The sequence below is a fragment of the Pseudomonas sp. UC 17F4 genome, from assembly GCF_900101695.1.
Lineage (GTDB): Bacteria > Pseudomonadota > Gammaproteobacteria > Pseudomonadales > Pseudomonadaceae > Aquipseudomonas.
The window spans coordinates 1,774,859-1,795,833 of record NZ_FNKV01000001.1 but is presented as its reverse complement, the minus strand read 5'-3'; the positions used below and the strand labels follow the sequence as shown (position 1 = coordinate 1,795,833).

At 62.5% G+C, this 20,975-nt stretch carries 22 protein-coding genes; 6 read left to right on the top strand and 16 right to left on the bottom strand.

All coding sequences use genetic code 11. The annotated features are described in order from the left end of the window. Nucleotides 1-7: 7 nt before the first annotated feature. From BLR26_RS08380 to colR, 5 genes are all read right to left on the bottom strand, one after another. Nucleotides 8-235: a hypothetical protein gene (locus BLR26_RS08380; RefSeq protein ID WP_045197388.1), complete on the bottom strand. Its 228-nt coding sequence runs from the start codon at nt 233-235 to the stop codon at nt 8-10. Next, on the bottom strand, nt 235-948 hold the full coding sequence (locus BLR26_RS08375; protein ID WP_093379857.1) for a lipopolysaccharide kinase InaA family protein: 714 nt from the start codon (nt 946-948) through the stop codon (nt 235-237). The genes BLR26_RS08380 and BLR26_RS08375 overlap by 1 nt, the downstream gene beginning before the upstream one ends. 7 nt (nt 949-955) lie before the next feature. After that, nucleotides 956-1,636 carry a class I SAM-dependent methyltransferase gene (locus BLR26_RS08370; RefSeq protein WP_045197385.1) on the bottom strand — a complete coding sequence of 227 codons (681 nt, stop codon included), beginning with the start codon at nt 1,634-1,636 and terminating at the stop codon, nt 956-958. Nucleotides 1,637-1,773: 137 nt separating this feature from the next. Further along, complete coding sequence (locus BLR26_RS08365; protein WP_045197383.1) at nt 1,774-3,069, bottom strand: sensor histidine kinase; 1,296 nt, start codon at nt 3,067-3,069, stop codon at nt 1,774-1,776. After that, the gene (colR, locus tag BLR26_RS08360) at nt 3,059-3,742 is read right to left on the bottom strand and encodes a two-component system response regulator ColR (protein ID WP_045197381.1); all 684 of its coding nucleotides are present in this window, start codon (nt 3,740-3,742) and stop codon (nt 3,059-3,061) included. The genes BLR26_RS08365 and colR overlap by 11 nt, the downstream gene beginning before the upstream one ends. Nucleotides 3,743-3,930: 188 nt before the next feature. On the opposite strand from colR, the gene BLR26_RS08355 reads away from it, so the two are divergent. Next, nucleotides 3,931-4,659 (top strand): phosphatase PAP2 family protein, encoded by a 729-nt coding sequence (locus BLR26_RS08355; RefSeq protein ID WP_093379853.1) that lies wholly within the window; start codon nt 3,931-3,933, stop codon nt 4,657-4,659. Between the two features lie 62 nt (nt 4,660-4,721). Here BLR26_RS08355 and groL read toward each other — a convergent pair whose 3' ends face one another. The 5 genes from groL to BLR26_RS08330 form a co-directional block, all read right to left on the bottom strand. Further along, a complete protein-coding gene (groL, locus tag BLR26_RS08350) occupies nt 4,722-6,374 on the bottom strand; it encodes a chaperonin GroEL (protein ID WP_045197377.1) in 1,653 nt (550 codons plus the stop codon). A 47-nt stretch (nt 6,375-6,421) separates the two neighbouring features. Beyond that, nucleotides 6,422-6,715, bottom strand: a complete 294-nt coding sequence (locus BLR26_RS08345) for a co-chaperone GroES (protein WP_003260750.1) — start codon at nt 6,713-6,715, stop codon at nt 6,422-6,424. A gap of 257 nt (nt 6,716-6,972) precedes the next feature. Continuing rightward, on the bottom strand, nt 6,973-7,473 hold the full coding sequence (locus BLR26_RS08340) for an FxsA family protein (RefSeq protein WP_045197374.1): 501 nt from the start codon (nt 7,471-7,473) through the stop codon (nt 6,973-6,975). 64 nt (nt 7,474-7,537) lie between these two features. Next, nucleotides 7,538-8,269: a HugZ family pyridoxamine 5'-phosphate oxidase gene (locus BLR26_RS08335; RefSeq protein ID WP_093379850.1), complete on the bottom strand. Its 732-nt coding sequence runs from the start codon at nt 8,267-8,269 to the stop codon at nt 7,538-7,540. 108 nt (nt 8,270-8,377) lie between these two features. Beyond that, entirely contained in the window at nt 8,378-9,385 is a 1,008-nt protein-coding gene (locus BLR26_RS08330) for a DUF481 domain-containing protein (RefSeq protein WP_045197889.1), read from the bottom strand. Nucleotides 9,386-9,537: 152 nt separating this feature from the next. Here BLR26_RS08330 and BLR26_RS08325 point away from each other — a divergent pair, with 152 nt between their 5' ends. After that, a complete protein-coding gene (locus tag BLR26_RS08325; RefSeq protein ID WP_045197370.1) occupies nt 9,538-9,891 on the top strand; it encodes an MGMT family protein in 354 nt (117 codons plus the stop codon). 43 nt (nt 9,892-9,934) lie between these two features. Next, entirely contained in the window at nt 9,935-11,476 is a 1,542-nt protein-coding gene (locus BLR26_RS08320; RefSeq protein WP_045197368.1) for an AmpG family muropeptide MFS transporter, read from the top strand. Between the two features lie 24 nt (nt 11,477-11,500). Here the strand turns inward: BLR26_RS08320 and BLR26_RS08315 are convergent, their stop codons facing one another. The 3 genes from BLR26_RS08315 to BLR26_RS08305 form a co-directional block, all read right to left on the bottom strand. Continuing rightward, nucleotides 11,501-12,751: an MFS transporter gene (locus BLR26_RS08315; RefSeq protein WP_093379845.1), complete on the bottom strand. Its 1,251-nt coding sequence runs from the start codon at nt 12,749-12,751 to the stop codon at nt 11,501-11,503. A gap of 166 nt (nt 12,752-12,917) precedes the next feature. Then, nucleotides 12,918-13,760: a mechanosensitive ion channel family protein gene (locus tag BLR26_RS08310; RefSeq protein WP_045197365.1), complete on the bottom strand. Its 843-nt coding sequence runs from the start codon at nt 13,758-13,760 to the stop codon at nt 12,918-12,920. A 116-nt stretch (nt 13,761-13,876) separates the two neighbouring features. Continuing rightward, nucleotides 13,877-14,362, bottom strand: coding sequence for a YajQ family cyclic di-GMP-binding protein (locus BLR26_RS08305; RefSeq protein WP_045197363.1), 486 nt, complete (start codon nt 14,360-14,362; stop codon nt 13,877-13,879). A gap of 113 nt (nt 14,363-14,475) precedes the next feature. Here BLR26_RS08305 and BLR26_RS08300 point away from each other — a divergent pair, with 113 nt between their 5' ends. Genes BLR26_RS08300 through BLR26_RS08290 form a run of 3 tightly spaced genes read left to right on the top strand, consistent with a single transcriptional unit; the run spans nt 14,476 to nt 18,020 of the window. Continuing rightward, nucleotides 14,476-15,393 (top strand): putative 2-dehydropantoate 2-reductase, encoded by a 918-nt coding sequence (locus BLR26_RS08300; protein WP_045197361.1) that lies wholly within the window; start codon nt 14,476-14,478, stop codon nt 15,391-15,393. A gap of 51 nt (nt 15,394-15,444) precedes the next feature. Continuing rightward, entirely contained in the window at nt 15,445-17,457 is a 2,013-nt protein-coding gene (locus BLR26_RS08295) for a sensor histidine kinase (RefSeq protein WP_045197359.1), read from the top strand. A gap of 2 nt (nt 17,458-17,459) precedes the next feature. Further along, the gene (locus BLR26_RS08290; protein WP_093379841.1) at nt 17,460-18,020 is read left to right on the top strand and encodes a cob(I)yrinic acid a,c-diamide adenosyltransferase; all 561 of its coding nucleotides are present in this window, start codon (nt 17,460-17,462) and stop codon (nt 18,018-18,020) included. Between the two features lie 72 nt (nt 18,021-18,092). Here BLR26_RS08290 and BLR26_RS08285 read toward each other — a convergent pair whose 3' ends face one another. The 3 genes from BLR26_RS08285 to argJ form a co-directional block, all read right to left on the bottom strand. Further along, entirely contained in the window at nt 18,093-19,037 is a 945-nt protein-coding gene (locus tag BLR26_RS08285; protein ID WP_045197354.1) for a Nudix family hydrolase, read from the bottom strand. Beyond that, entirely contained in the window at nt 19,034-19,666 is a 633-nt protein-coding gene (locus BLR26_RS08280) for a glutathione S-transferase (protein ID WP_093379836.1), read from the bottom strand. Before BLR26_RS08280 ends, BLR26_RS08285 begins: the two co-directional genes overlap by 4 nt. Before the next feature lie 81 nt (nt 19,667-19,747). Continuing rightward, nucleotides 19,748-20,965 (bottom strand): bifunctional glutamate N-acetyltransferase/amino-acid acetyltransferase ArgJ, encoded by a 1,218-nt coding sequence (gene argJ, locus BLR26_RS08275; protein WP_045197349.1) that lies wholly within the window; start codon nt 20,963-20,965, stop codon nt 19,748-19,750. Nucleotides 20,966-20,975: the final 10 nt, after the last annotated feature.

Genomic DNA, 20,975 nt, shown 5'->3' with positions numbered 1-20,975 from the left:
CAAGGTTTCAGCCGCTGGCGCGTACGCCCTGGCTCAACCCGAACAGCAACAACAGCAGATCGTGATCGGGTTTGGCATCGACCTGGGGCTTGACCACCCGGGGCAACGGACATTGCGCACCGGCGTCGACCTTGCTGACTATTTGCGGGCGTGGCTCTTCCCACGCGGCCACGGCGACAGTTGCCACGCCCAGCGCCATCAGCAGGAACACACCTCGAGCTATTTCTAGTTTCATTACTCTAAACCTTTGACAGCGCTGCCAAACGCCATCTGGTAAAAATAGAGCAGTTTTTGCCACTCTGCGTCAGTGAAAGACGAATGGCGGCGCAATTGTTTAAGGTCATTGGCGGCAGCGCGCTGGCAACTGATGCGCCGGCGGCATTTTTCCAGGTCCAGCAATGCCACCTCGGCCCTGGCTTCGGCGCCCTCGCCGACGACCTTGACGAACACGTGCTTGCCATACAGGCAACCATGCTGCCAGTGACCACGGTGCATACGCACCAGGTTCTGCGCCAGGTCCAGCAGGACCCGCTCGTGCAATGCCGGGTGATAGCGCTCACGGGCGCCGGCAGCGAACCAGCTGTCGATGTCCTCGAAACCTTCCAGCGCCTCGCTGACCAGCAACGCGCGCCACTGGTGCTCGGCATCGCGCTCGACGCCGCAATAGACGATATGCGGCACCCGCACGCCAAGCTGCTCGAAACTGTTCAGGGCCTCGTACTCACGGAGCACGGTGGGCCGGCCGAAGGGGTGCAAAAGGCTGCGGTAGATATGGCCGATCTGACGCTTGGCATAGAACGTATGGCCCGTGTCGTCGCTCAGGCGTTGTACACCACTCTCGCCGCCGCGACGCTGATTGGGCTCCTCGACCCATTCACCCTGCTGCTGCCAGAAATGATCGAACTGATCCTTGTTCGTCGTTGCTGCTGCTGTGCGCTCAAACCCCATGCCCCGCTCACCCCTTACGCAATAGATAGACTCGCCACATGGCATAGAACGGCAAGAAGTCCAATCGTTCCTGAATGCGGAACCCTGCGGCTTCGAATTCTTCTTCAACCGTAGCAGCTGGTAACACAAAACGATTCTGGTAACTGCCCTGCCCGCTTTCGGCGTAACGCCGTTGCTCGAGCTTTTTGCGCCGCCAGGCTTTGAAGTTGCCATCCACCCACAGCGAAACGATCACGCTGTCGCGGGTAACTCGTTGAAATTCCGAGAGTAATGTCTTGCGATGGGCGGCTTCACCGATGTGATGCATCAGCCGCATGCAAAAAATACTGTCGACCGAGTTATCCGGTAAATCGATGGCGAAGGCAGATGTCTGCAAGGTACGTACCCGTTCCACCACATGGGCCGGCTGCGAGGCGCGTGCAGTTTCGAGCATGGCTTCGGAGTTGTCGGCGCCGATGATCACCCGGTTGGGTTTTTCTGCCAGCAACGGCCAGAAACGCCCGGCGCCGCACGGCAGGTCGAGGACCAGCCCGGGCTCGCCAGCCAGCGCCAGGGCGCGACGGGCCAGTTGCTCGTCACGCTGGTGGGACATCCGCCGCGCCAGGCCATCCTGGTGCTTGAGGAAGTATTCCTGGGCGTGCTGCTGGTCGTACTTTTCCGAAAACTCGAGTTTGATAGGGCTACGCATTGTGCATCTCCTGACTCCAATGCACTCACCTTAGGCAGGCAAGCGTTGGCGTCAGGTCATGCTGGTGTGAAAAATTTGTTAGTTTTCACGGTAAAGGTTTCAACAAATTACAAACTTTCACACCGGCCAATGCCCTGTTACCCCTCGAGCGGCCGCTCGGGTGCCAGGCTCAGGTCGACATGGAAGCGGCAGCCATGGGGCACCATAGCGCTAAGGCTGACCGACCAGCCCTGATCGTCACAGATCCGCTGCACCAGCGACAAACCCAGGCCCAGGCCTTCGCCACGCCGTTCGTCGCCGCGCACGAACGGCCGGAACATGGCTTCGCGCTGCTCTTCGGGAATCCCCACGCCACTGTCCTCGACCAGAAACCCGGCAGGCTCCAGGGTCAGGCGGATAAAGCCTTGGTCGGTGTAGTGCGCGGCGTTGCGCAGCAGGTTGCCCATCACCGCCTGCAGAAAGGTGGCGTTGTACAAGGTCGAGGTTGCGGCCTTGGGGTCGTACAGCAAGGTCAGGCCTTTCTGCTCGATGGTGTCGCGCCAGACGCCAATCAGGTCATCGGCGACTTCCTTCATGGTTGCCTGCGAGGCCACTGCGCCTTCGTCGCGCTGGGCACGGGCAAGCATCAGGAAGGTTTTCACCAGTTCCTGCATCTCTTCAGTGGCGCGGGCGATACGTTCGACCTGGGAGCGCGCCCGGGGCTCCATGTTGGGGTTGACCAGCAATAGCTCGCAGGAGCTGGCCAGCACCATCAGCGGCGTACGCAGCTCGTGGCTGACGTCGCTGGTAAACAGGCGTTCACGGGTCAGGGCATCGCGCAGACGCCCAAGGGTGTCGTCGAAGGCCACCGCCAGCTGGCCGACTTCATCCGCGGCGTAATCTGGTGCCAAAGGTGGTGCCAGGCCGAGCAACTGGTCGCGGTGACGAACCTGGCGCGCCAGGCGGATCACCGGCGCCATAACCCGGCGGGCCAGGACCCAGCCGAGGAACACTGCCAGCGCCAGGCTCAACACGAAGCCGACCACCACGACGGCGAACAGCACCCGCTCGCGTTCTTCGAAATCGCTCTGGTCCTGGAGCAGGACATAGCGCCGGCCATCAACGATTTCGACCATCGCGTGGTAGGACAAGTCTTCGCGAAACACTTCGTGAAAGCCTCGTTCGAGATGGCGCAAATCCTTGGGCAGTTCGAATTCGTCGCGCCCGCCGCTGAAATAGAACAGTTGGTCCGGCCGTGGCCGGTGGCTCCAGTCGCCGACGCTGTCCATGCGCAGCAAGCGCTGCAGATCGCCGCCCAGTACCGCGGAAATCAGCCGCTCTTCGACCAGGTGCACGGTGGCAACAATGCCAAAGGCAAACGCCCCGGCCACCAGTGCGCTCATCAGGGCAAAAGCAATGATGATGCGCTGGGCAAGGCTCTGTCTAAACTCCATCACGGCCCTCGGCCAGACGATAGCCGACGCCGTGGACGGTATGCAGCAGGGGTTTTTCGAAGGGTTTGTCGATCACCTGGCGCAACTGGTGAACATGGCTGCGCAGGCTGTCGCTGTCCGGGCAGTCATCGCCCCACAGCGCCTCTTCGAGCACTTCGCGGCGCAGTACGTGCGGGCTCTTCTGCATCAGCACAGCCAGCAGCTTGAGGCCCACCGGGTTGAGTTTGAGCAGCTTGCCTTCGCGGGTCACTTCCAGGGTGTCCAGGTCGTAGATCAGGTCGCTGATCTGCAAGGTCCGGCGACCGCCGCCCTGGGCCCGGCGCAGTACTGCCTCGATGCGCGCGGCCAGCTCCGACAGCGCGAACGGCTTGAGCAGGTAATCGTCAGCGCCAGAACGAAAACCCTGCAAGCGGTCATCGAGCTGGTCTCGGGCGGTGAGCATGATCACCGGGGTATCACGCCGGGCATCTTCGCGCAGACGCTTGCACAGGGTGTAGCCGTCGATGCCGGGCAGCATGATGTCGAGCACGATCAGGTCGTAGTGCTCGGTAGCGGCCAGGTGCAGGCCGGACAGGCCATCCTGGGCACAATCCACCGTGTAGCCCTTCAGGCCCAGGTAGTCGGCCAGGTTGGCCAGGATATCGCGGTTGTCTTCAACCAGTAGAATTCGCATTGGGGTGTCTCCGGTCCGACGCTTTTGCCTGCTTGGCAGGCGCAGCTTAAGGCCATCAGCGCCGCCAGGCTAGGTCGGCGCGACTTTATTGCAGGTTAACGTTTTTTTCACCGAGCCTTCACGGACAGGTGATGGCGGCTGCCCGAGAATTGCCGGTCGGACTCCCCTTTGACCTGCCTGGACTTGCCATGTCACTACCCGCCTACTCCCGTCCGCTGAATTTCTGGATCGCCCTGGGCATTCCCGCCATTACCGCAATCATATTGATCCTGCTGGAACTGACCTCGCTGGACATGGACCTGGCCAAGATGGCGTTCGATCCGGTAGCCGGGCAGTTCATCGGCCGGCACAGCTATTTTCTCGAAGATATCCTGCACGACCGGGCCAAACAGGCGGTAATCGCCCTCGGTTTGCTGGCGATTGTCGCCTTCGCCGTGAGTTTCTTCTGGTCGCGGCTGTTCAGCTGGCGGCGGGAACTGGGTTGCCTGGTGCTGGCCATGGGTTTGTCGACCAGCTTTGTCACCCCGGTCAAGGCAGTAACTGCGGTGCAGTGCCCGTGGAGCCTGAGCGAGTTTGGTGGCAAGGAAACCTACAGCGAGCTGCTCAGCCCGCGCCCGGCTACCGACAAGCCCGGACGCTGCTGGCCAGGCGGCCATGCGGCAACCGGTTTTACCCTGTTTGCACTGTTTTTTGTTTTGCGTGATCGGCGCCCGCGCCTGGCCAGGGCCGCGCTGGTATTCGCCTTTGGCCTGGGTACGCTGTTTTCGGTGGGGCGCATGCTGCAGGGCGCGCACTTCTTTTCGCACAACGTATGGACGGCGGTGTTTTGCTGGCTGATCAGCCTTGGCTGTTACTACTGGGTGCTGTACCGCCGGCCGGTTGAGGTCAAGCAGGACGCGCTGGTTGCTGCAAAGTAAAAACGCAAGCATAAAAAAGCCCCGCACAAGGCGGGGCTTTTTATCGAGCGGGTAAGGCTGGCTTACATCATGCCGCCCATGCCACCCATACCACCCATGCCGCCCATGTCTGGCATGCCGCCGCCAGCACCAGCTTCCACTGGAGCGTCAGCAACCATGGCTTCGGTGGTGATCATCAGACCGCCAATCGAAGCTGCAGCTTGCAGGGCCGAACGGGTTACTTTGGCAGGGTCGAGGATACCCATCTCGATCATGTCGCCGTACTCGCCGGTCGCAGCGTTGTAACCGAAGTTGCCGGAACCTTGCTTGACCTTGTCGACAACCACGCTTGGCTCGTCGCCGGCGTTGGCAACGATCTGACGCAGTGGCGCTTCAACAGCGCGACGCAGCAGCTGAATACCGACGTTCTGGTCTTCGTTGTCGCCTTTGAGCTCGGAGATAGCTTGCAGCGAGCGAACCAGGGCAACACCACCGCCAGGCACCACGCCTTCTTCGACGGCTGCACGGGTAGCGTGCAGGGCGTCTTCAACGCGGGCTTTCTTCTCTTTCATTTCGACTTCGGTGCCAGCACCGACCTTGATCACGGCAACACCGCCAGCCAGCTTGGCCAGACGCTCTTGCAGTTTTTCACGGTCGTAGTCCGAGGAAGTCTCGGCAACCTGAGCGCGGATCTGGGTGATGCGCGCTTCGATATCGCCTTGAACACCAGCGCCGTCGACGATGATGGTGTTTTCCTTGGACAGGGTCACACGCTTGGCGTTACCCAGGTGCTCCAGGGTAGCGGATTCCAGGCTCAGGCCGATTTCTTCGGAGATCACGGTACCGCCGGTCAGGACGGCGATGTCCTGCAGCATGGCCTTGCGGCGGTCGCCGAAGCCAGGGGCCTTGACTGCAGCAACCTTGACGATGCCGCGCATGTTGTTGACCACCAGGGTGGCCAGCGCTTCGCCTTCGACGTCTTCAGCCACGATCAGCAGCGGACGGCCGGCCTTGGCAACGGCTTCCAGAACTGGCAGCAGTTCGCGGATGTTGGAGATTTTCTTGTCAACCAGCAGCAGCAGCGGGCCATCCAGCTCGGCGACCATGGTGTCTGGCTTGTTGACGAAGTAAGGGGACAGGTAGCCGCGGTCGAACTGCATGCCTTCTACGACCGACAGTTCGTTTTCCAGGCCCGAGCCTTCTTCGACGGTAATCACGCCTTCTTTACCGACTTTTTCCATGGCTTCGGCGATGATGTCACCGATGGAGTTGTCGGAGTTGGCCGAGATGGTGCCGACCTGAGCGATGGCCTTGGAGTCGGCGCATGGCTTGGACAGGGACTTCAGCTCTTTGACGATGGCGATGGTGGCTTTGTCGATACCACGCTTGAGGTCCATCGGGTTCATGCCGGCAGCAACGGCTTTCAGGCCTTCGCTGACAATGGCCTGAGCCAGAACGGTAGCGGTGGTGGTGCCGTCACCAGCTTCGTCGTTGGCCTTGGAGGCAACGTCTTTCAGCAGCTGGGCGCCCATGTTTTCAAAGGCGTCTTTGAGCTCGATTTCTTTGGCAACCGACACACCGTCTTTGGTGATGGTTGGAGCGCCGAAGCTCTTGGCCAGAACAACGTTACGGCCTTTCGGGCCCAGGGTGGCTTTTACAGCGTCAGCCAGAACGTTGACACCAACGAGCATTTTCTTACGGGCGGAGTCGCCGAATTTTACGTCTTTAGCAGCCATGATCGTTTAATCCTTGAATACTTTGGAGTAACGGGAAACCAGCGGAATCAGCCTTCGATGACAGCGAGAATTTCGTTCTCAGCCATCACCAGCAGGTCTTCGCCGTCAACTTTCACAGTGTTGCTGCCCGAGTAAGGGCCGAAAACCACCTTGTCACCCACTTTCACGGCCAGCGCACGCACTTCACCGTTGTCCAGGATGCGACCGGTACCTACAGCGACGACTTCGCCACGGTTAGGTTTTTCAGCGGCCGAACCTGGCAGAACGATACCGCCAGCGGTTTTCGATTCTTCTTCGCTGCGACGGATAACGACGCGGTCATGCAGAGGACGAAGCTTCATTGTCGATCTCTCCTAATTGTGGTTTTCATCGGCCGGTATCGACACCGGCGGGTTGATGCTTGCGGCGTAGCCGCTCGTAGCCCGCGGGGCGGACCACACATGTAATGTCTGGTGCAAATCACCAGAAACCTTGCGGTGACCCATACATGAGGTCGCCAAGAGCAATTACAAGGCTTGGCTGTGAAAATTTTTAGCGATCGGCGCTGCACAAAGCAAAACGGCCCCGATAGGGGCCGTTGGCAAAGCACAGGTAACCTTTACAAGTCCCGTGGATTGCGCAGGTTAGGCTGAGCAGGATCTTCACGACCGACCACTTCACCTTCGATCACCGTTGGCTGGTGGCCACCGGGCTGGCCCGGCCGCGCCATGAACGGATCATCGCCAAAGGCGCGCTGGCGCATGGCCTGGGCCTCGGCGCGCTCGCGCATCTTGCGCCCGAGCAGGCGACGGGTGAACGGCAGCAGGCAGACCAGGCCGATCACGTCACTGATGAAGCCGGGCAACAGCAGCAGGCCGCCACCGAGCGCCAGCATCAGGCCGTGGAACATGTCCTCGGCCGGCAGCTCGCCGCGCTGCAGGCTCTCGCGGGCACGCAGGGCGGTGGCCAGGCCCGCCACCCGCACCACCAGCACGCCCAGGGCGGAGCCGGCGATGATCAGCAGCAGCGCGGGAAAGAAGCCGATCGCGGTGCTGACCTTGAAAAACACATACAGCTCCAGCACCGGAAAAATCAGAAACAGCAATAGAAAAGCACGCATCAACGGTTCCTCTGCGCAAGATGTCCTTGCAGTAGACCTTTAATGGATGCGATCCCTCGCCATTTCAAGCCTCGGCGGCTTGCCGTTGAGGCCATTGATCGGCGCGGGCCAGAAAAACCAGGGCTTCGCGCACTTGTATCGGCGTATTGCAAGGCGCTGCGAACGGCAACCAGTGCAGGGCCTGGCCAATGCGCAGGTGCATGCCCTCGCTGTCGATGCCGACCATCTGCGCCGCCGCGCCCTGGGGCAGGCCGCTGAGCTGGACGTAGTGCTCGATGGCGTTGGCGTGATCGCTGTTCATGTGCTCGATCATGCTCTGTTCGGCCTTGCCGGCAAAGGGGTTGGCCAGGTTCAGGTGATCGATCCAGTGGATTGCGCCGAAGCCGCCGATGTAGCGATGGCGCACCGGCTTGAGCACCCAGAAGTCGAAATCGTGGGCTTTATGGTAGTTGGCCGATTCGGGGAAGTAACGGTAATAGCGCTCGGCAGCGGCTTCGACTGCCTCGGTCTCGACCAGCTGTTGCGCCTCGGCCAGCACGGTCAGGCGGCCCACCGCCTGGACGTCCTCGGCGTCGCGCTCGCCCACCAGCAACGAGCACTTGGGGTCTTTTTGCAGGTTGTGGGTGTGCTGGGCAATGCGGCTGATCAGGATCAGCGGATTGCCGTCGGCATCCAGGCAATAGGGCACCACCGATCCGAACGGAAAGCCCGGCATCGATTTGGAATGGGTCGACAGCACCCCGCGGTATTCCTTGAGCAGCAGCTCCCGTGCCTGTGTTGCGGCTTTAGCGCTCACTGTATGACTCCCCGCTCGATAATCGTCGTAATGCCGAGCGTGCATGCGCGCACGCCCAGGCTAGTTAACCGACAAAATAATCATTATCGCTCGGTGTTGCCAGCGTGCTTACCAGGCCACACCGAAACCTGCGGTATAGCGGGTCTTGTCCAGGTCGCTGTCGCGGGTGCCGCTGATGATGTCTTTCTCGGCCTTGAGGTTGAGCGAGGCCCACTCGGTAACCTTGTAGCGCAGGCCGACCTCGGCATCCAGAGCGTACTCGGCGACGCCGCCCAGCGGTTTGCCGACTTCGCCGTTGGTGAAGAACTCGACGCGCTTGCCAATCAGGTAGCGGTTGTAGTCCCACTTCATGGCCAGCGAGTAGAAGTTGTCCTTGCCGCCGTCGGCGTATTCATAGTCGGTACGGTTGACCAGCGAACCGAGCGAGAACGCGCCCAGTTCGTCATCCCAGAACTGGTAGCCCGGGCCGGTACCCACGGTGCGCTGGCGAGCGAGGTCTTCGATGTGGTCACGCTTGTATTCCAGACGGCCCTGCCAGAACCACTTCTCGGTGATGAAGCGGTCCAGCGCGTATTCGGCGCTCCAGTTGTTGGTGGTGGTGACCTCGTCCTTGCTTTCGCGGTTGTATTCGCCTTCGGCCTGATGGCGCCAGCGGCCGTGACGGGCGGTGGTCTTGAAGTCGATGTCGTAGTCGTCGCTGTCGGTTTCGGCGCGCTTATAGTCCATGGCCAGGTCGACATTGCCCTTCCACGACAGGTCCTCGACCACAGGCTTTGGCTTCATGATCTGCTGGATGCTGGCCAGTTCGACAGTCTTGGGGGCCTCGCCGTTGGCCAGAACGACCTTGCCGTCTTCGGCAGCCTGCAGCGACTTGGCTTTTTCGCCGCTGTAGGCGTCTTGCTTGACCAGCAACTCCTGATCGCTTTCCAGGGTCTGCACCTGCTTCCAGTCCAGGGCGATGGAGCCGCCATAAGGCGTTTCGAGCAACAGTTTGCCGCCATCGAAAACCTTGATCTTGCCGCTCAGCTTGTCACCGTTTTTCATCCACACGGTGTCGGCAAGGGCGGGGGAACAGGCAGCAGCGAGGGCAACGCACAACAAGGCTCTAGGAAACATAAGCGGCAACGGACTCGGGTTCGCGAAAAAAGTCGGGCATTATCCAGATACCCGCCATCAGAGCAAGGACTGACCTGCCCCATGTCGATGAGTTCAATTCTTATTTGCTCGAACAAACCTGCGCGTGCAGCGCGCAATAAGCGAATCCCGCGATGAACGGGATTCCCGGCGATCCGACCGAAAGCGCCGAAGCCCGACGAATGGCACTCTACCTGGTGCTTGGCCAGGTGCCCGCGGGCAAGGTGATCAGCTACGGCGAACTGGCGCAACTGGCAGGTTTAGGCCGTGCGGCGCGCTGGGTCGGGCGTACCCTCAGCCAGTTGCCCAGCGATACCCAGTTGCCCTGGCACCGGGTGCTGGGCGCCGGCGGACGCCTGAGCCTGGCCCTGGGCACCCCTTCAGGCGATGAACAGCGGGCCCGGCTGCGCGCAGAAGGCATCACCTTGCACAATAATCGTGTGGATATGTTGCGCCATGGCTGGCGCCCGATGGAGCACAGCGGTTAGAGTGCGCGCTTTGTTTTCGTAAACTTGAGGCAGATGTTGGCCCATGCCCCGTAAAACCTGGCGCGCTGCGCTCGCTGCCTATGCCAGCCCGTCGACACTGGTGCTGTTGTTGCTCGGCTTTGCCGCCGGCCTGCCTTACATGCTGGTGTTTTCGACCCTGTCGGTATGGCTGCGCGAGGCCGGCGTGGCCCGTGAAACCATCGGCTATGCCAGCCTGATCGGCCTGGCCTATGCCTTCAAATGGGTGTGGTCGCCGCTGCTCGACCAATGGCGCCTGCCGTTGCTCGGCAAACTCGGGCGCCGCCGCTCCTGGCTGGTGCTGTCGCAAATCCTGGTGGTTATCGGCCTGATCGGCATGGGCTTTTGCGACCCGCAAAAGCACCTGTCCTGGCTGATTGCCCTGGCGGTGCTGGTGGCCTTTGCCTCGGCCACCCAGGACATTGCTGTCGACGCCTACCGCCTGGAAATCGCCGATGACCAGCGCCAGGCCGCGCTGGCCGCCAGCTACATGGCCGGCTACCGGGTTGCCGCGCTGCTGGCTACCGCCGGTGCCTTGTTCTTCGCCGAAGGCTTCGGCTCAACCGGCTTCAGCTACCTGCACAAGGCCTGGACCGGCACCTACGTGCTGTTCGGCGTGATGATGCTGCCGGCGCTGATCACCACCCTGCTGATGCGCGAACCGCCGGTGCCACTGCGCACCCAGCTGTCGGCGGCGCGCTACGGCCTGGCCCACCAGCTGGTGTCGGTGTTCGTGCTGATCATCCTGCTGGTGTCGGTACCGGCTACCTTCACCCAGCTGTACAACACCGATTTCGCCAGCGTGCTGTTCGAAGGCGTGAGCCTGCTCGACTTGCTGCTCGAAGACCGCGCCTTCCTGCGCGCAATCCTCTATATCACCCTCACCGCCCTGTGCCTGTCGTCCATGGGCCGCCGCGGCCTGGCACCGGTGCTGACGCCGGTCAACGACTTCATCACCCGCTATCGCTGGCAGGCCCTGCTGCTGCTCGGGTTGATCGCCACCTACCGGATGTCCGACACGGTGATGGGCGTGATGGCCAACGTGTTCTATATCGACCAGGGCTTCACCAAGGACCAGATCGCCAGCGTCAGCAAGATCTTCGGCCTGATCATGACCCTGGTGGGTGCCGGTTTCGGCGGCTTGCTGATTGTGCGCTTCGGCATCTTGCCGATCCTGTTCATCGGCGGCGTGGCGTCGGCGGCGACCAACATCCTGTTCCTGATGCTCGCCGACATGGGCGCCAACCTGCAGATGCTGATCGTCACCATCTCGCTGGACAACTTCAGCTCGGGCCTGGCCACCTCGGCGTTTGTCGCCTACCTGTCGAGCCTGACCAACCTCAAGTTCTCGGCAACCCAATATGCCCTGCTCAGCTCGATCATGCTGCTGTTGCCGCGGCTGATCGGCGGTTACTCGGGGGTCATGGTCGAGAAATTCGGCTATCACGACTTCTTCCTGATCACCGCCCTGCTTGGCGTGCCGACCCTGATCCTGATCGCCCTGCAATGGCGTCAGGAGCGCGGCAAGCCAGAGCCGGTCGAGCACCAGGTTGCAGAACGCCCCTGAACCGCGCTGAGGCTATCGCCGGGATTACTCCGGGATAGCCTCTGGCAGGTTGCTGGAAGCGCTCAGAACGACCCTCAGCGGCCATAGCGCAAGAATCCCTGCAGCGCCCGCCGCCAGGGCGAAGTGCACCAGGCTGGCGCCAGCACCGAGCATCGCCAGCAACGCCCCGCCAAGGCCCAGCAGGGCAATGGTGATCATCCCCAGCATCGCCGACACCAGGCCCTTGCTCTGCTCGCTGGAAAACAGCGTCATGCGGTACAGCACCGCGTTGGCGATGCCCAGGCCCAGAGCATACACCGACAGGCCGGCCACCAGGCTCAGCACCGAAGGCAGCAGCCAGGTGCCGAGCATCATGCCCAGCAAACCGATCAGAAACGGCCACAGCGCCCGCCGTACCAGGGTAGTCAGCGCGTAGCGATCGGCGATGCGGTTGATGATCAGGTTGCCGAGGATCAACCCGCCGAACACTGGCAATTGCCACAGGGCGTAATCCAGGGTGCTCAGGCCCTCGTCATGGATCAGCAGCACCGGCGACAGGCCGATCCAGCCGATCAGCGGCAAGCCGACCAGGCCCAGAGCGGCACTGCCGGCGACAAAGCGGCGGTTGGCCAATAGTTGCCCGTAGCCGGCCAGCAACGGCAACAAGTGGATCGGCTGGAACGCCAGGCGCGAGCCGTCGCGGCGCTCGACGCCAAGGGTTTCCGGCATGAGCCGATACAGGGCAAACCAGGCCAGCACCGCCGCCGCGCCGAACAGCACGAACAGCCAGCGCCAGGACACCCACTCCAGCAGCAGGGTGCCGACCAATGGCCCGAGCAGCGGCGAGAGCAAGGCAATATTGGCCAGCAAGGCCATCATCCGCACCGCGTCGGCCTCGCTGAACGCCTCGTTGAGCGCCGGGTAGCTGACGGTCACGACAAAGCCCAGGCCGATGCCCTGCAGCAGGCGCAGCAGGTTGAACAACTCGATGCCCTGCACCCAGAAGGTAGCGATGCAGGCCAGGCAGAAGAACGCGCAGCCACCCAGCAGCAGCGGTCGCCGCCCGTAACGGTCGGCCAGCGGGCCGATCAGCCATTGCAGGACAACGCCGCCAAGCAGGTAGAGGTTCAGCGCGTGGGGAATGAATTCGGGGCTGGCGTTCAGGTCACCGACCACCACCGGCATCGCCGGCATTACCACGTCACTGGCGAGGTAAGTGAGCAGTTCGAACAGCGCCAGGGTCATGGCGAAACAAAACGCCCGCAACGGCGTGATGTTGATCAGGGGGGTAAGCATGATAAGACCGGGCAAACAAAAGTAAGCGAGCCTATATGCCAGAAAGCACCGGGCGCAGGTAGCGCGAAGACGTGAACAAGTGTAATGACTGCTGAAAGCATCGCGGGGCAAGCCCGCTCCTGCAGCATTGTGCAGGAGCGGGCTTGCCCCGCGATGGCGTCGGTCGTTACTGCACCGCCGCTTCCTGCACCACGCGGATTACCCGCTGCGGAAAGGGAATGTCGATGCCTTCGGCCTTGAGGCGGTCACGGGCATGCTCGTTGAGCATGAACAGCACGTCCCAGTAGTCGGCGGTGTTGACCCAGATGCGCAGCGATACCGTGATCGAGCTGTCGCCCAGGGTCGAAATCACTGCCTGTGGCGCCGGGTCCTGGTGCACCCGCGGGTCCTGGGCCAGTTCCAGCAGCACGTTGCGGGCCTTTTGCAGGTCGGCGTCGTAGTCCACGCCCACATCGAACACCACCTTGCGCGTCGGCTGGCGGTTGGTGTTGGTGATGATGCCGTTGGACAGGCTGCCATTAGGCAGGATCACGGTCTTGTTGTCGCCGGTGCGCAGCACGGTGTGGAAGATCTGGATGCTGTCGACGGTACCCGCAACCCCCTGGGCTTCGATCCAGTCACCGATGCGGAACGGGCGGAACAGCAAAATCAATACGCCACCGGCGAAGTTGGCCAGGCTGCCCTGCAGCGCCAGGCCGATGGCCAGGCCTGCGGCACCGATGGCGGCGACGAAGGAGGTGGTTTCGATGCCGATCATCGAGGCCACGCTGACAATCAGCAGGATCTTCAGGATGATGTTGGCCAGGCTGCTGATGAAGCCTTGCAGGGCCTGGTCGGCATTGCGCAGGGCCAGCAGTTTGCCCAGGCGGAAAGTGACTTTGTTGATCAGCCACCAGCCGATGGCCAGGGTCAGCAGCGCCAGCAACAGGCGGCTGCCGTATTCCATGATCAGCGGAAGCCAGGTTTGCGAAGCCTTGACCAGCTGGTCGACCTCAGCGTTGAAATCCATCGTATGTTCTCCTGATGCCGAGCGGCAAAGAGCTGAAAAAGACCTGCCGCAAACGTTTCAGCGGCACCTCGGCCCTCGGACGCCAAAAAGGCGCCAAGGTTCCGGGCTCCGCGACTTCAGTCGCGGAAATTGTTGAACTGCAGGGGCATGCCGAACTCTTTGGCGCGCAGGGCGGCGATCGCTTCTTGCAGGTCGTCGCGCTTCTTGCCGGTGACGCGCACCTGCTCGCCCTGGATGGCGGCCTGGACCTTGAGCTTGGCGTCCTTGATGTGGGCGACGATCTTCTTCGCCAGTTCTTTATCGATACCCTCTTTGAGCACCGCTTCCTGCTTCATGACCTTGCCCGAAGCGAAGGCGTCCTTCACTTCCAGGCACTGCACGTCGATCTTGCGCTTGACCAGGGCCAGCTTGAGGATCTCGATCATCGCTTCGAGCTGGAACTCGGCCTCGGCGGTCAGGTTGACGGTCAGTTCCTTTTCCTTGAACTCGAAGCTGCCCTTGCCCTTGAGGTCATAGCGACGGTCCAGGTCCTTGACCGCGTTTTCCACGGCGTTGGTGACTTCGTGCTTGTCCAGTTCCGATACCACGTCGAACGACGGCATACCTTTTCTCCAAAAAATAAAGGCACCCTCGCGGCTCTGCTGAAAGAGCGCGATGGAGCGCGCAGGGTTTGACGGTTAAAATACCGGATCATTATAACGGTTGCGAAACGCTGATGAGCAGCACCTGGCATATTCTCGGCGCCGGCAGTCTGGGCAGCCTCTGGGCCTGCCGGCTGGCCCGCGCCGGCAAACCGGTCCGGCTGATCCTGCGCGACAAGGCGCGGCTGCAGGCCTATGAAGCCGCAGGCGGCCTGACCCTGGTCGAACAGGACAAGGCGCAACTGCAGGCGATCCCCGCACAACTGGCCGACGACCACACGCCGATCCACCGCTTGCTGGTGGCCTGCAAGGCCTACGACGCCGAACAGGCGGTGGCGCAACTGGCGCCGCGCCTGGCTAAAGATGCCGAGCTGATCCTGCTGCAGAACGGTCTGGGCAGCCAGGAAGCTGTGGCCAACCGCGTACCCCACGCCCGCTGCGTGTCCGCCTCGAGCACCGAAGGCGCGTTCCGCGAGCAGGACTGGCAGGTTAATTTCGCCGGGCACGGCTTCAACTGGCTAGGCGATCCGGCCAACCCCGGCGCCCCGGACTGGCTCGATGACCTGAGCGAAGCCGGCATTCCCCACCAGTGGACCCCGGACATCCTCACCCGCCTGTGGCGCAAACTGGCGCTCAATTGTGCGATCAACCCGCTGACCGTGCTGCATGACTGTCGCAATGGCGGCCTGCAGGCGCATCAGTGCGAAGTCGCGACCCTGTGCGCCGAACTTGCCGAGCTGCTGCAATACTGCGGCCAGCCGCAAGCGGCCGAGGGCCTGGTCGATGAAGTGGAACGGGTGATCCATGCCACGGCGGCCAACTACTCTTCCATGTACCAGGATGTTCGCCACGGCCGGCGCACCGAAATCCACTACCTGCTCGGCCATGCCTGCCGCACCGCCAGCCGCCACGGCCGGCAGCTGCCGCACCTGGAACGGCTGTACCGGCGCCTGGTCGAACACCTGAACACGCGCGGATTGCCCAGCGACTGAGCACGGCGCTACCCTGCCCCTTCACCTACAGACCGGGACTACGCCTTTCACATGACTTTGCGCGAACGCCTGGAGAACCTGCCGGTCGGCCAGAAGTTGCTGGCCGCCCTGCTGGTGCTGCTGATCACTATCCTGCTGGTGGCCAACCTGACTTTTATCAGCGCCGCCTACTGGATTTCCCAGGAGAGCATGGCCCCGCAAGCCCTGCAGACCATTGGCCGGCTGGTGTCCAACCCGCAACTGGCGCAACAGGCCAGCGATTCGCCGGAGGCCGCCAAGGCCCTGCTCAAGGAACTCGACAGCTACACCCCGCTGCGCGCCGCCGCCCTGTACGGCAGCGACGGCAAGATGCTTGCGCAATTGCAGCACGGCGAAGCCCTGCCGTTGCCCAAGCGCTACCGCAACATCGACAACTGGCGCCTGACCGAATTTCGCAGCACGCAACTGGTGAGCCTGCCGCGCGCGGGCGGCCCGCCCGGCCATCTGCTGCTGGTGGCCAGCAGCGAGCTGCCGATGGCCTTCTACACCGGCACCCTGACCGCCAGCCTGGGCATCCTGGTGTTCAGCATCCTGCTGTGGATGATCATCGCCCGGCAGATCAAACGCCTGATCACCCAGCCGATCTACCAGCTCGAAGAACTCTCGCGCCAGGTCACCCGCGAAGAAAACTACGCCCTGCGCGCCAAGCGCGGCAACGATGACGAGATCGGCAGCCTGGCCGACGCCTTCAACACCATGCTCTCGCGCATCGAAGCCCGCGAGCAGCAGCTCAAGCGCACCCGCGACGAATTCCAGGACGCCTACGACCAGGCCCAGGGCCTGGCCGAAGAAACCCGTCATACCAACCGCAAGCTGGAGCTGGAAGTCCAGGTGCGCAGCAAGATCGAGAAAAAACTCACCGGTTTTCAGAACTATCTCAACAGCATCATCGACTCCATGCCCTCGGCGCTGATCGCCCTCGATGAGCAGCTCTATGTCACCCAGTGGAACCAGGAAGCCAGTGCGCTCTCTGGAACGCCGCTAGACGAAGCGCTGAACCAGCCGATCTTCCTTGCCTTCGAACCCCTCAAGCCGTTTTTGCCGCAGCTCAAGGAGAGCGTCGAGAAGCACCGGGTGGCGAAGATCGAGCGGGTAACCTGGACCAAGGACGACGACGCCCGCCACTATGCCCTGACCTTTTACCCGCTGATGGGCGGTGGCGGCCGCGGCGTGGTGATCCGCATCGACGACATCACCCAGCGCCTGTCGCTGGAAGAGATGATGGTGCAGTCGGAGAAGATGCTCTCGGTCGGCGGCCTGGCGGCGGGCATGGCCCACGAGATCAACAACCCGCTGGGCGCCATCCTGCACAACGTGCAGAACATTCGCCGGCGGCTATCGCCGGACCTTGCCAGGAACCTCGAACAGGCCGACGAGATCGGCATCGACCTGCCGACCGTCAACCGCTACCTGCAAAGCCGCGAAGTGCCGCAGTTGCTCGACGGCATCCAGCAGGCCGGCGCCCGCGCGGCAAAAATAGTGACCCACATGCTCAGCTTCAGCCGGCGCAGCAACCGCCAGTTGGCGCCTTGCGATTTGCCAGCGCTGATCGACCAGGCGGTGGAAATTGCCGGCAACGACTTTGACCTGACCATCGGCTTCGACTTCAAGGGCCAGGCCATCGTCCGCCAGTTCGACCCCAACCTGGGCCCGGTGCCGTGCACCGCCAACGAACTGGAACAGGTGTTGCTCAACCTGCTGAAAAACGCCGCCCAGGCCATTCACCTGCGCCACGACGACAGTGAGCCCGGGCGCATCACCCTGCGCACCCGGCTCAACCCGCCGTGGGCGGAGATCCAGGTCGAAGACAACGGCATCGGCATGCCCGAAGCGGTGCGCAAACGCACCTTCGAGCCGTTCTTCACCACCAAGGAAATCGGCCAGGGCACGGGCCTGGGCCTGTCGGTGTCGTATTTCATCATCACCAACAATCACAAGGGGCAGATGGAAGTGCAATCGGCACCGGGCCAGGGTACTTGCTTCACCTTGCGCCTGCCGCTTGCCCCAAGCAAAACGGAGTCTTGAGCATGGGTTTTCGTTTGTCGAAGATTTACACCCGCACCGGCGACAAAGGTGAAACCGGGCTGGGCGATGGCCGCCGCGTGCCAAAGGACCATCCGCGAATCGAAGCGATTGGCGAGGTCGACAGCCTCAACAGCCAGTTGGGCCTGTTGCTGGCCGGGTTGGCCGAACAGCGGCTGGATGAGCTCACTGAGGTACTCGCACCTTGTCAGCACCGGCTGTTCGATCTGGGCGGGGAACTGGCGATGCCAGCGTATCAAGCACTGAACAGCGCTGAAGTGGAGCGCCTGGAGGCGGCGATCGACCGCTGGAACGAAGAGCTGGGGCCGCTGGAGAACTTCATTCTGCCCAGTGGTTCGGCGCTGATCGCCCAGGCCCACGTGTGCCGCAGCCTGGCCCGCAGTGCCGAGCGGCGCTGCCAGCAGTTGAACAGCATCGAGCCGCTGGCCGGGGTGGGCCTGGCGTATATCAATCGGTTGTCGGATTTGCTGTTTGTCGCGGCACGCTTGATAGCACGGCGTCAGGGAGTGGCCGAGGTGTTGTGGCAGGCTGCGGCCAAACCCTGAGGGCCTCATCGCGGGTCAAGCCCGCTCCTACAGGTGGCGATCCTGTAGGAGCGGACTTGCCCCGCGATCAATTCAGAGCTCAGGCCAGAACGCGCGGATCCCCGCCACACCCTGAGCGCCATGCTGCCAGGCCTTTTCCTGCTCGGCAGCGCCCACGCCACCAAGCAGATACACAGGCTTGCTGAAGCCTTCGATCAGTTGCTGCGCCTGGTCCCAGCCCAGTGGCACGGCATCCGGATGGGTCTGGGTCGCCTGCACCGGTGACAGGGTGACGAAATCCACGCCCATCTGCTCGGCCAGTGCCAGTTCTTCAGCGTTATGACACGACGCCGCCAGCCAGCGCTGCCTGGGGAACGGCCGGCCTTTGCTGGCGTACTTGCGCAGCTGCTCAGAGGTCAGGTGCCAACCGGCCGCCGGGAAGTCGCCCAGCCATTCCAGCGGGCCCTTGAGCATCAACTGCGCCTTGCCCGCGCACAGACCGACCGCATCTACCGCGACATCGCGGTATTTGGGGTCGTACATGTTCGGCGCACGTAGTTGTACCAGCTTGATTCCGTCGGCAATGGCCTTCTGGATGCCTCGCAACATCTGCGGGACTTCCAGCCCCTCGGGAGTAATCAGGTATTGCCCCGGCAAACGCGCGGCGGCAACGATTGGCTGGTTGGCTTCAGGGAAGTCGTAGTCCGGCAACTCCCGCGCAGTCACCCAGGCCAGCGGCTGGCCTTCGGCGCCATGGGGTTCGCCGCTAAAGCCGTTAACGTCCCAGACATCCAGCAGTACCTGTTTGTCCGGGTAATCGTGCTTGACCTTGATCAGCGGCCGCGCCGCAGTGACAACGATGCCCAGCTCTTCATGAAGCTCACGAGCCAGGGCCACTTCGACCGCTTCGCCGTCTTCGACCTTGCCACCGGGAAATTCCCACAGGCCGCCCTGGTGCTGGCTGTCAGCGCGGCGGGCAATCAGGATGCGTCCGTCGGTGCCGCGGATGACCGCGGCGGCTACATGCACACGTTTCACCCTTCACGCTCCGCCAGGCCAGCTTGTTGCCAGGCCTGGAAGGCTGGCCACTGGTAGATGGTCTCGATATAGGCCGCCGCATCTGCCGGCACTTCGACCCGGTAGGTGCGCAGGCGCACGGCGATCGGGGCAAAGAAGGCGTCGGCCAGGCTCAGGCTGCCGAACAGGTAAGGGCCAGCCTCTTTGGCTGCCAGGCGGCATTCGGACCACAGCGCGACGATGCGGTCGATATCGACCTGCACGTCCAGCGGCATGCTTTCCAGCGCTTGATCGCGAGACAGGTCGAACGGCATGTTGCCACGCAGGGCGAAGAAGCCGCTGTGCATCTGTGCGCAAGCCGAACGGGCCTGGGCACGGGCAGCGACGTCGGTAGGCCAGAGGTTGGCTTGCGGGTGACGCTCGGCCAGGTATTCGGCAATCGCCAGGGAGTCGGCAATCACCCCGTGCTCGCTTTTGAGCAGCGGTACCTTGGCAGTGGGCGAATGCTCGAGCAGGCGCTGGCGGGTGTCAGGCTGGTTGAGCTTGATCAGGGTTTCATCGTAAGTAGCACCGGCCAGCTCAAGGGCCAGGGCGGCGCGCAGCGACCAGGAGGAGTACAGCTTGTCGCCGATGATCAGGTGGTAGCTCATGGTTCGGCTCCATCAGGGGCTTTTCGCGGGTCAAGCCCGCTCCTACAGGTTTGGTAGGAGCGGGCTTGCCCGGCGATGAGGTTAAGTACGGTATTCAGCGTTGATTTTCACGTACTCGTGGGACAGGTCGGTGGTCCAGATGGTTTCGCTGCACTGGCCACGGCCCAGCTCGATACGGATGGTGATTTCTTCACGGGCCATGACTGCCGAGCCCTGGGCTTCGGTGTAGCTGGCGCTGCGCCCGCCCTGGCTGGCGATGCACACATCACCCAGGTAGACGTCGATCAGGCTGACGTCCAGGTCCGGTACACCGGCCCGGCCGACCGCGGCGAGGATCCGGCCCCAGTTCGGGTCGGAGGCGAACAGTGCGGTCTTGATCAGCGGCGAGTGGGCCACGGCATAGCCGACGTCCAGGCACTCCTGATGGTTGCCGCCGCCGTTGACTTCAACAGTGACGAATTTGGTCGCACCTTCGCCGTCGCGGACGATGGCCTGGGCGACTTCCATGCACACTTCGAACACGGCTTTTTTCAGCGCTTCGAACAGCGGGCCACTGGCTTCGCTGACTTCGGCGACATCGGCCTTGCCGGTGGCAATCAGCATGCAGCAGTCGTTGGTGGAGGTATCGCCGTCGATGGTAATTCGGTTGAACGACTTGTTGGCGCCGTCGAGGATCAGGTCCTTGAGCACCGCCGGGGCCACCTTGGCGTCGGTGGCGATGTAACCGAGCATGGTCGCCATGTTCGGGCGGATCATGCCCGCGCCTTTGCTGATGCCGGTGACGGTGATGGTCACGCCGTCATGCTGGAACTGGCGGCTGGCGCCTTTAGGCAGGGTGTCGGTGGTCATGATGCCGGTGGCGGCAGCGGCCCAGTTGTTTTCCGACAAGTCATCGATGGCTGCCTGCAGGGCGCCTTCGATCTTCTCGACCGGCAGCGGCTCGCCGATCACGCCGGTGGAGAATGGCAGCACGGCACTGGCGTCGACGCCAGTCAGCTCGGCCAGCTTGGCGCAGGTGCGCTCGGCCGCAGCCAGGCCTGGCGCGCCGGTGCCGGCGTTGGCGTTGCCGGTGTTGGTCAGCAGGTAGCGCACGGTACCCTGTACGCGCTGTTTGGCGAGGATCACCGGGGCGGCGCAAAAGGCGTTCAGGGTAAACACGCCGGCGACGCTGGAGCCTTCGGCGCAGCGCATTACCACCACGTCCTTGCGCCCGGGGCGCTTGATGCCCGCAGAGGCGATGCCGAGTTCGAAACCTGGAACCGGGTGCAACGTTGGCAAAGGACCAAGACCAACAGCCATGAAAGCGCTC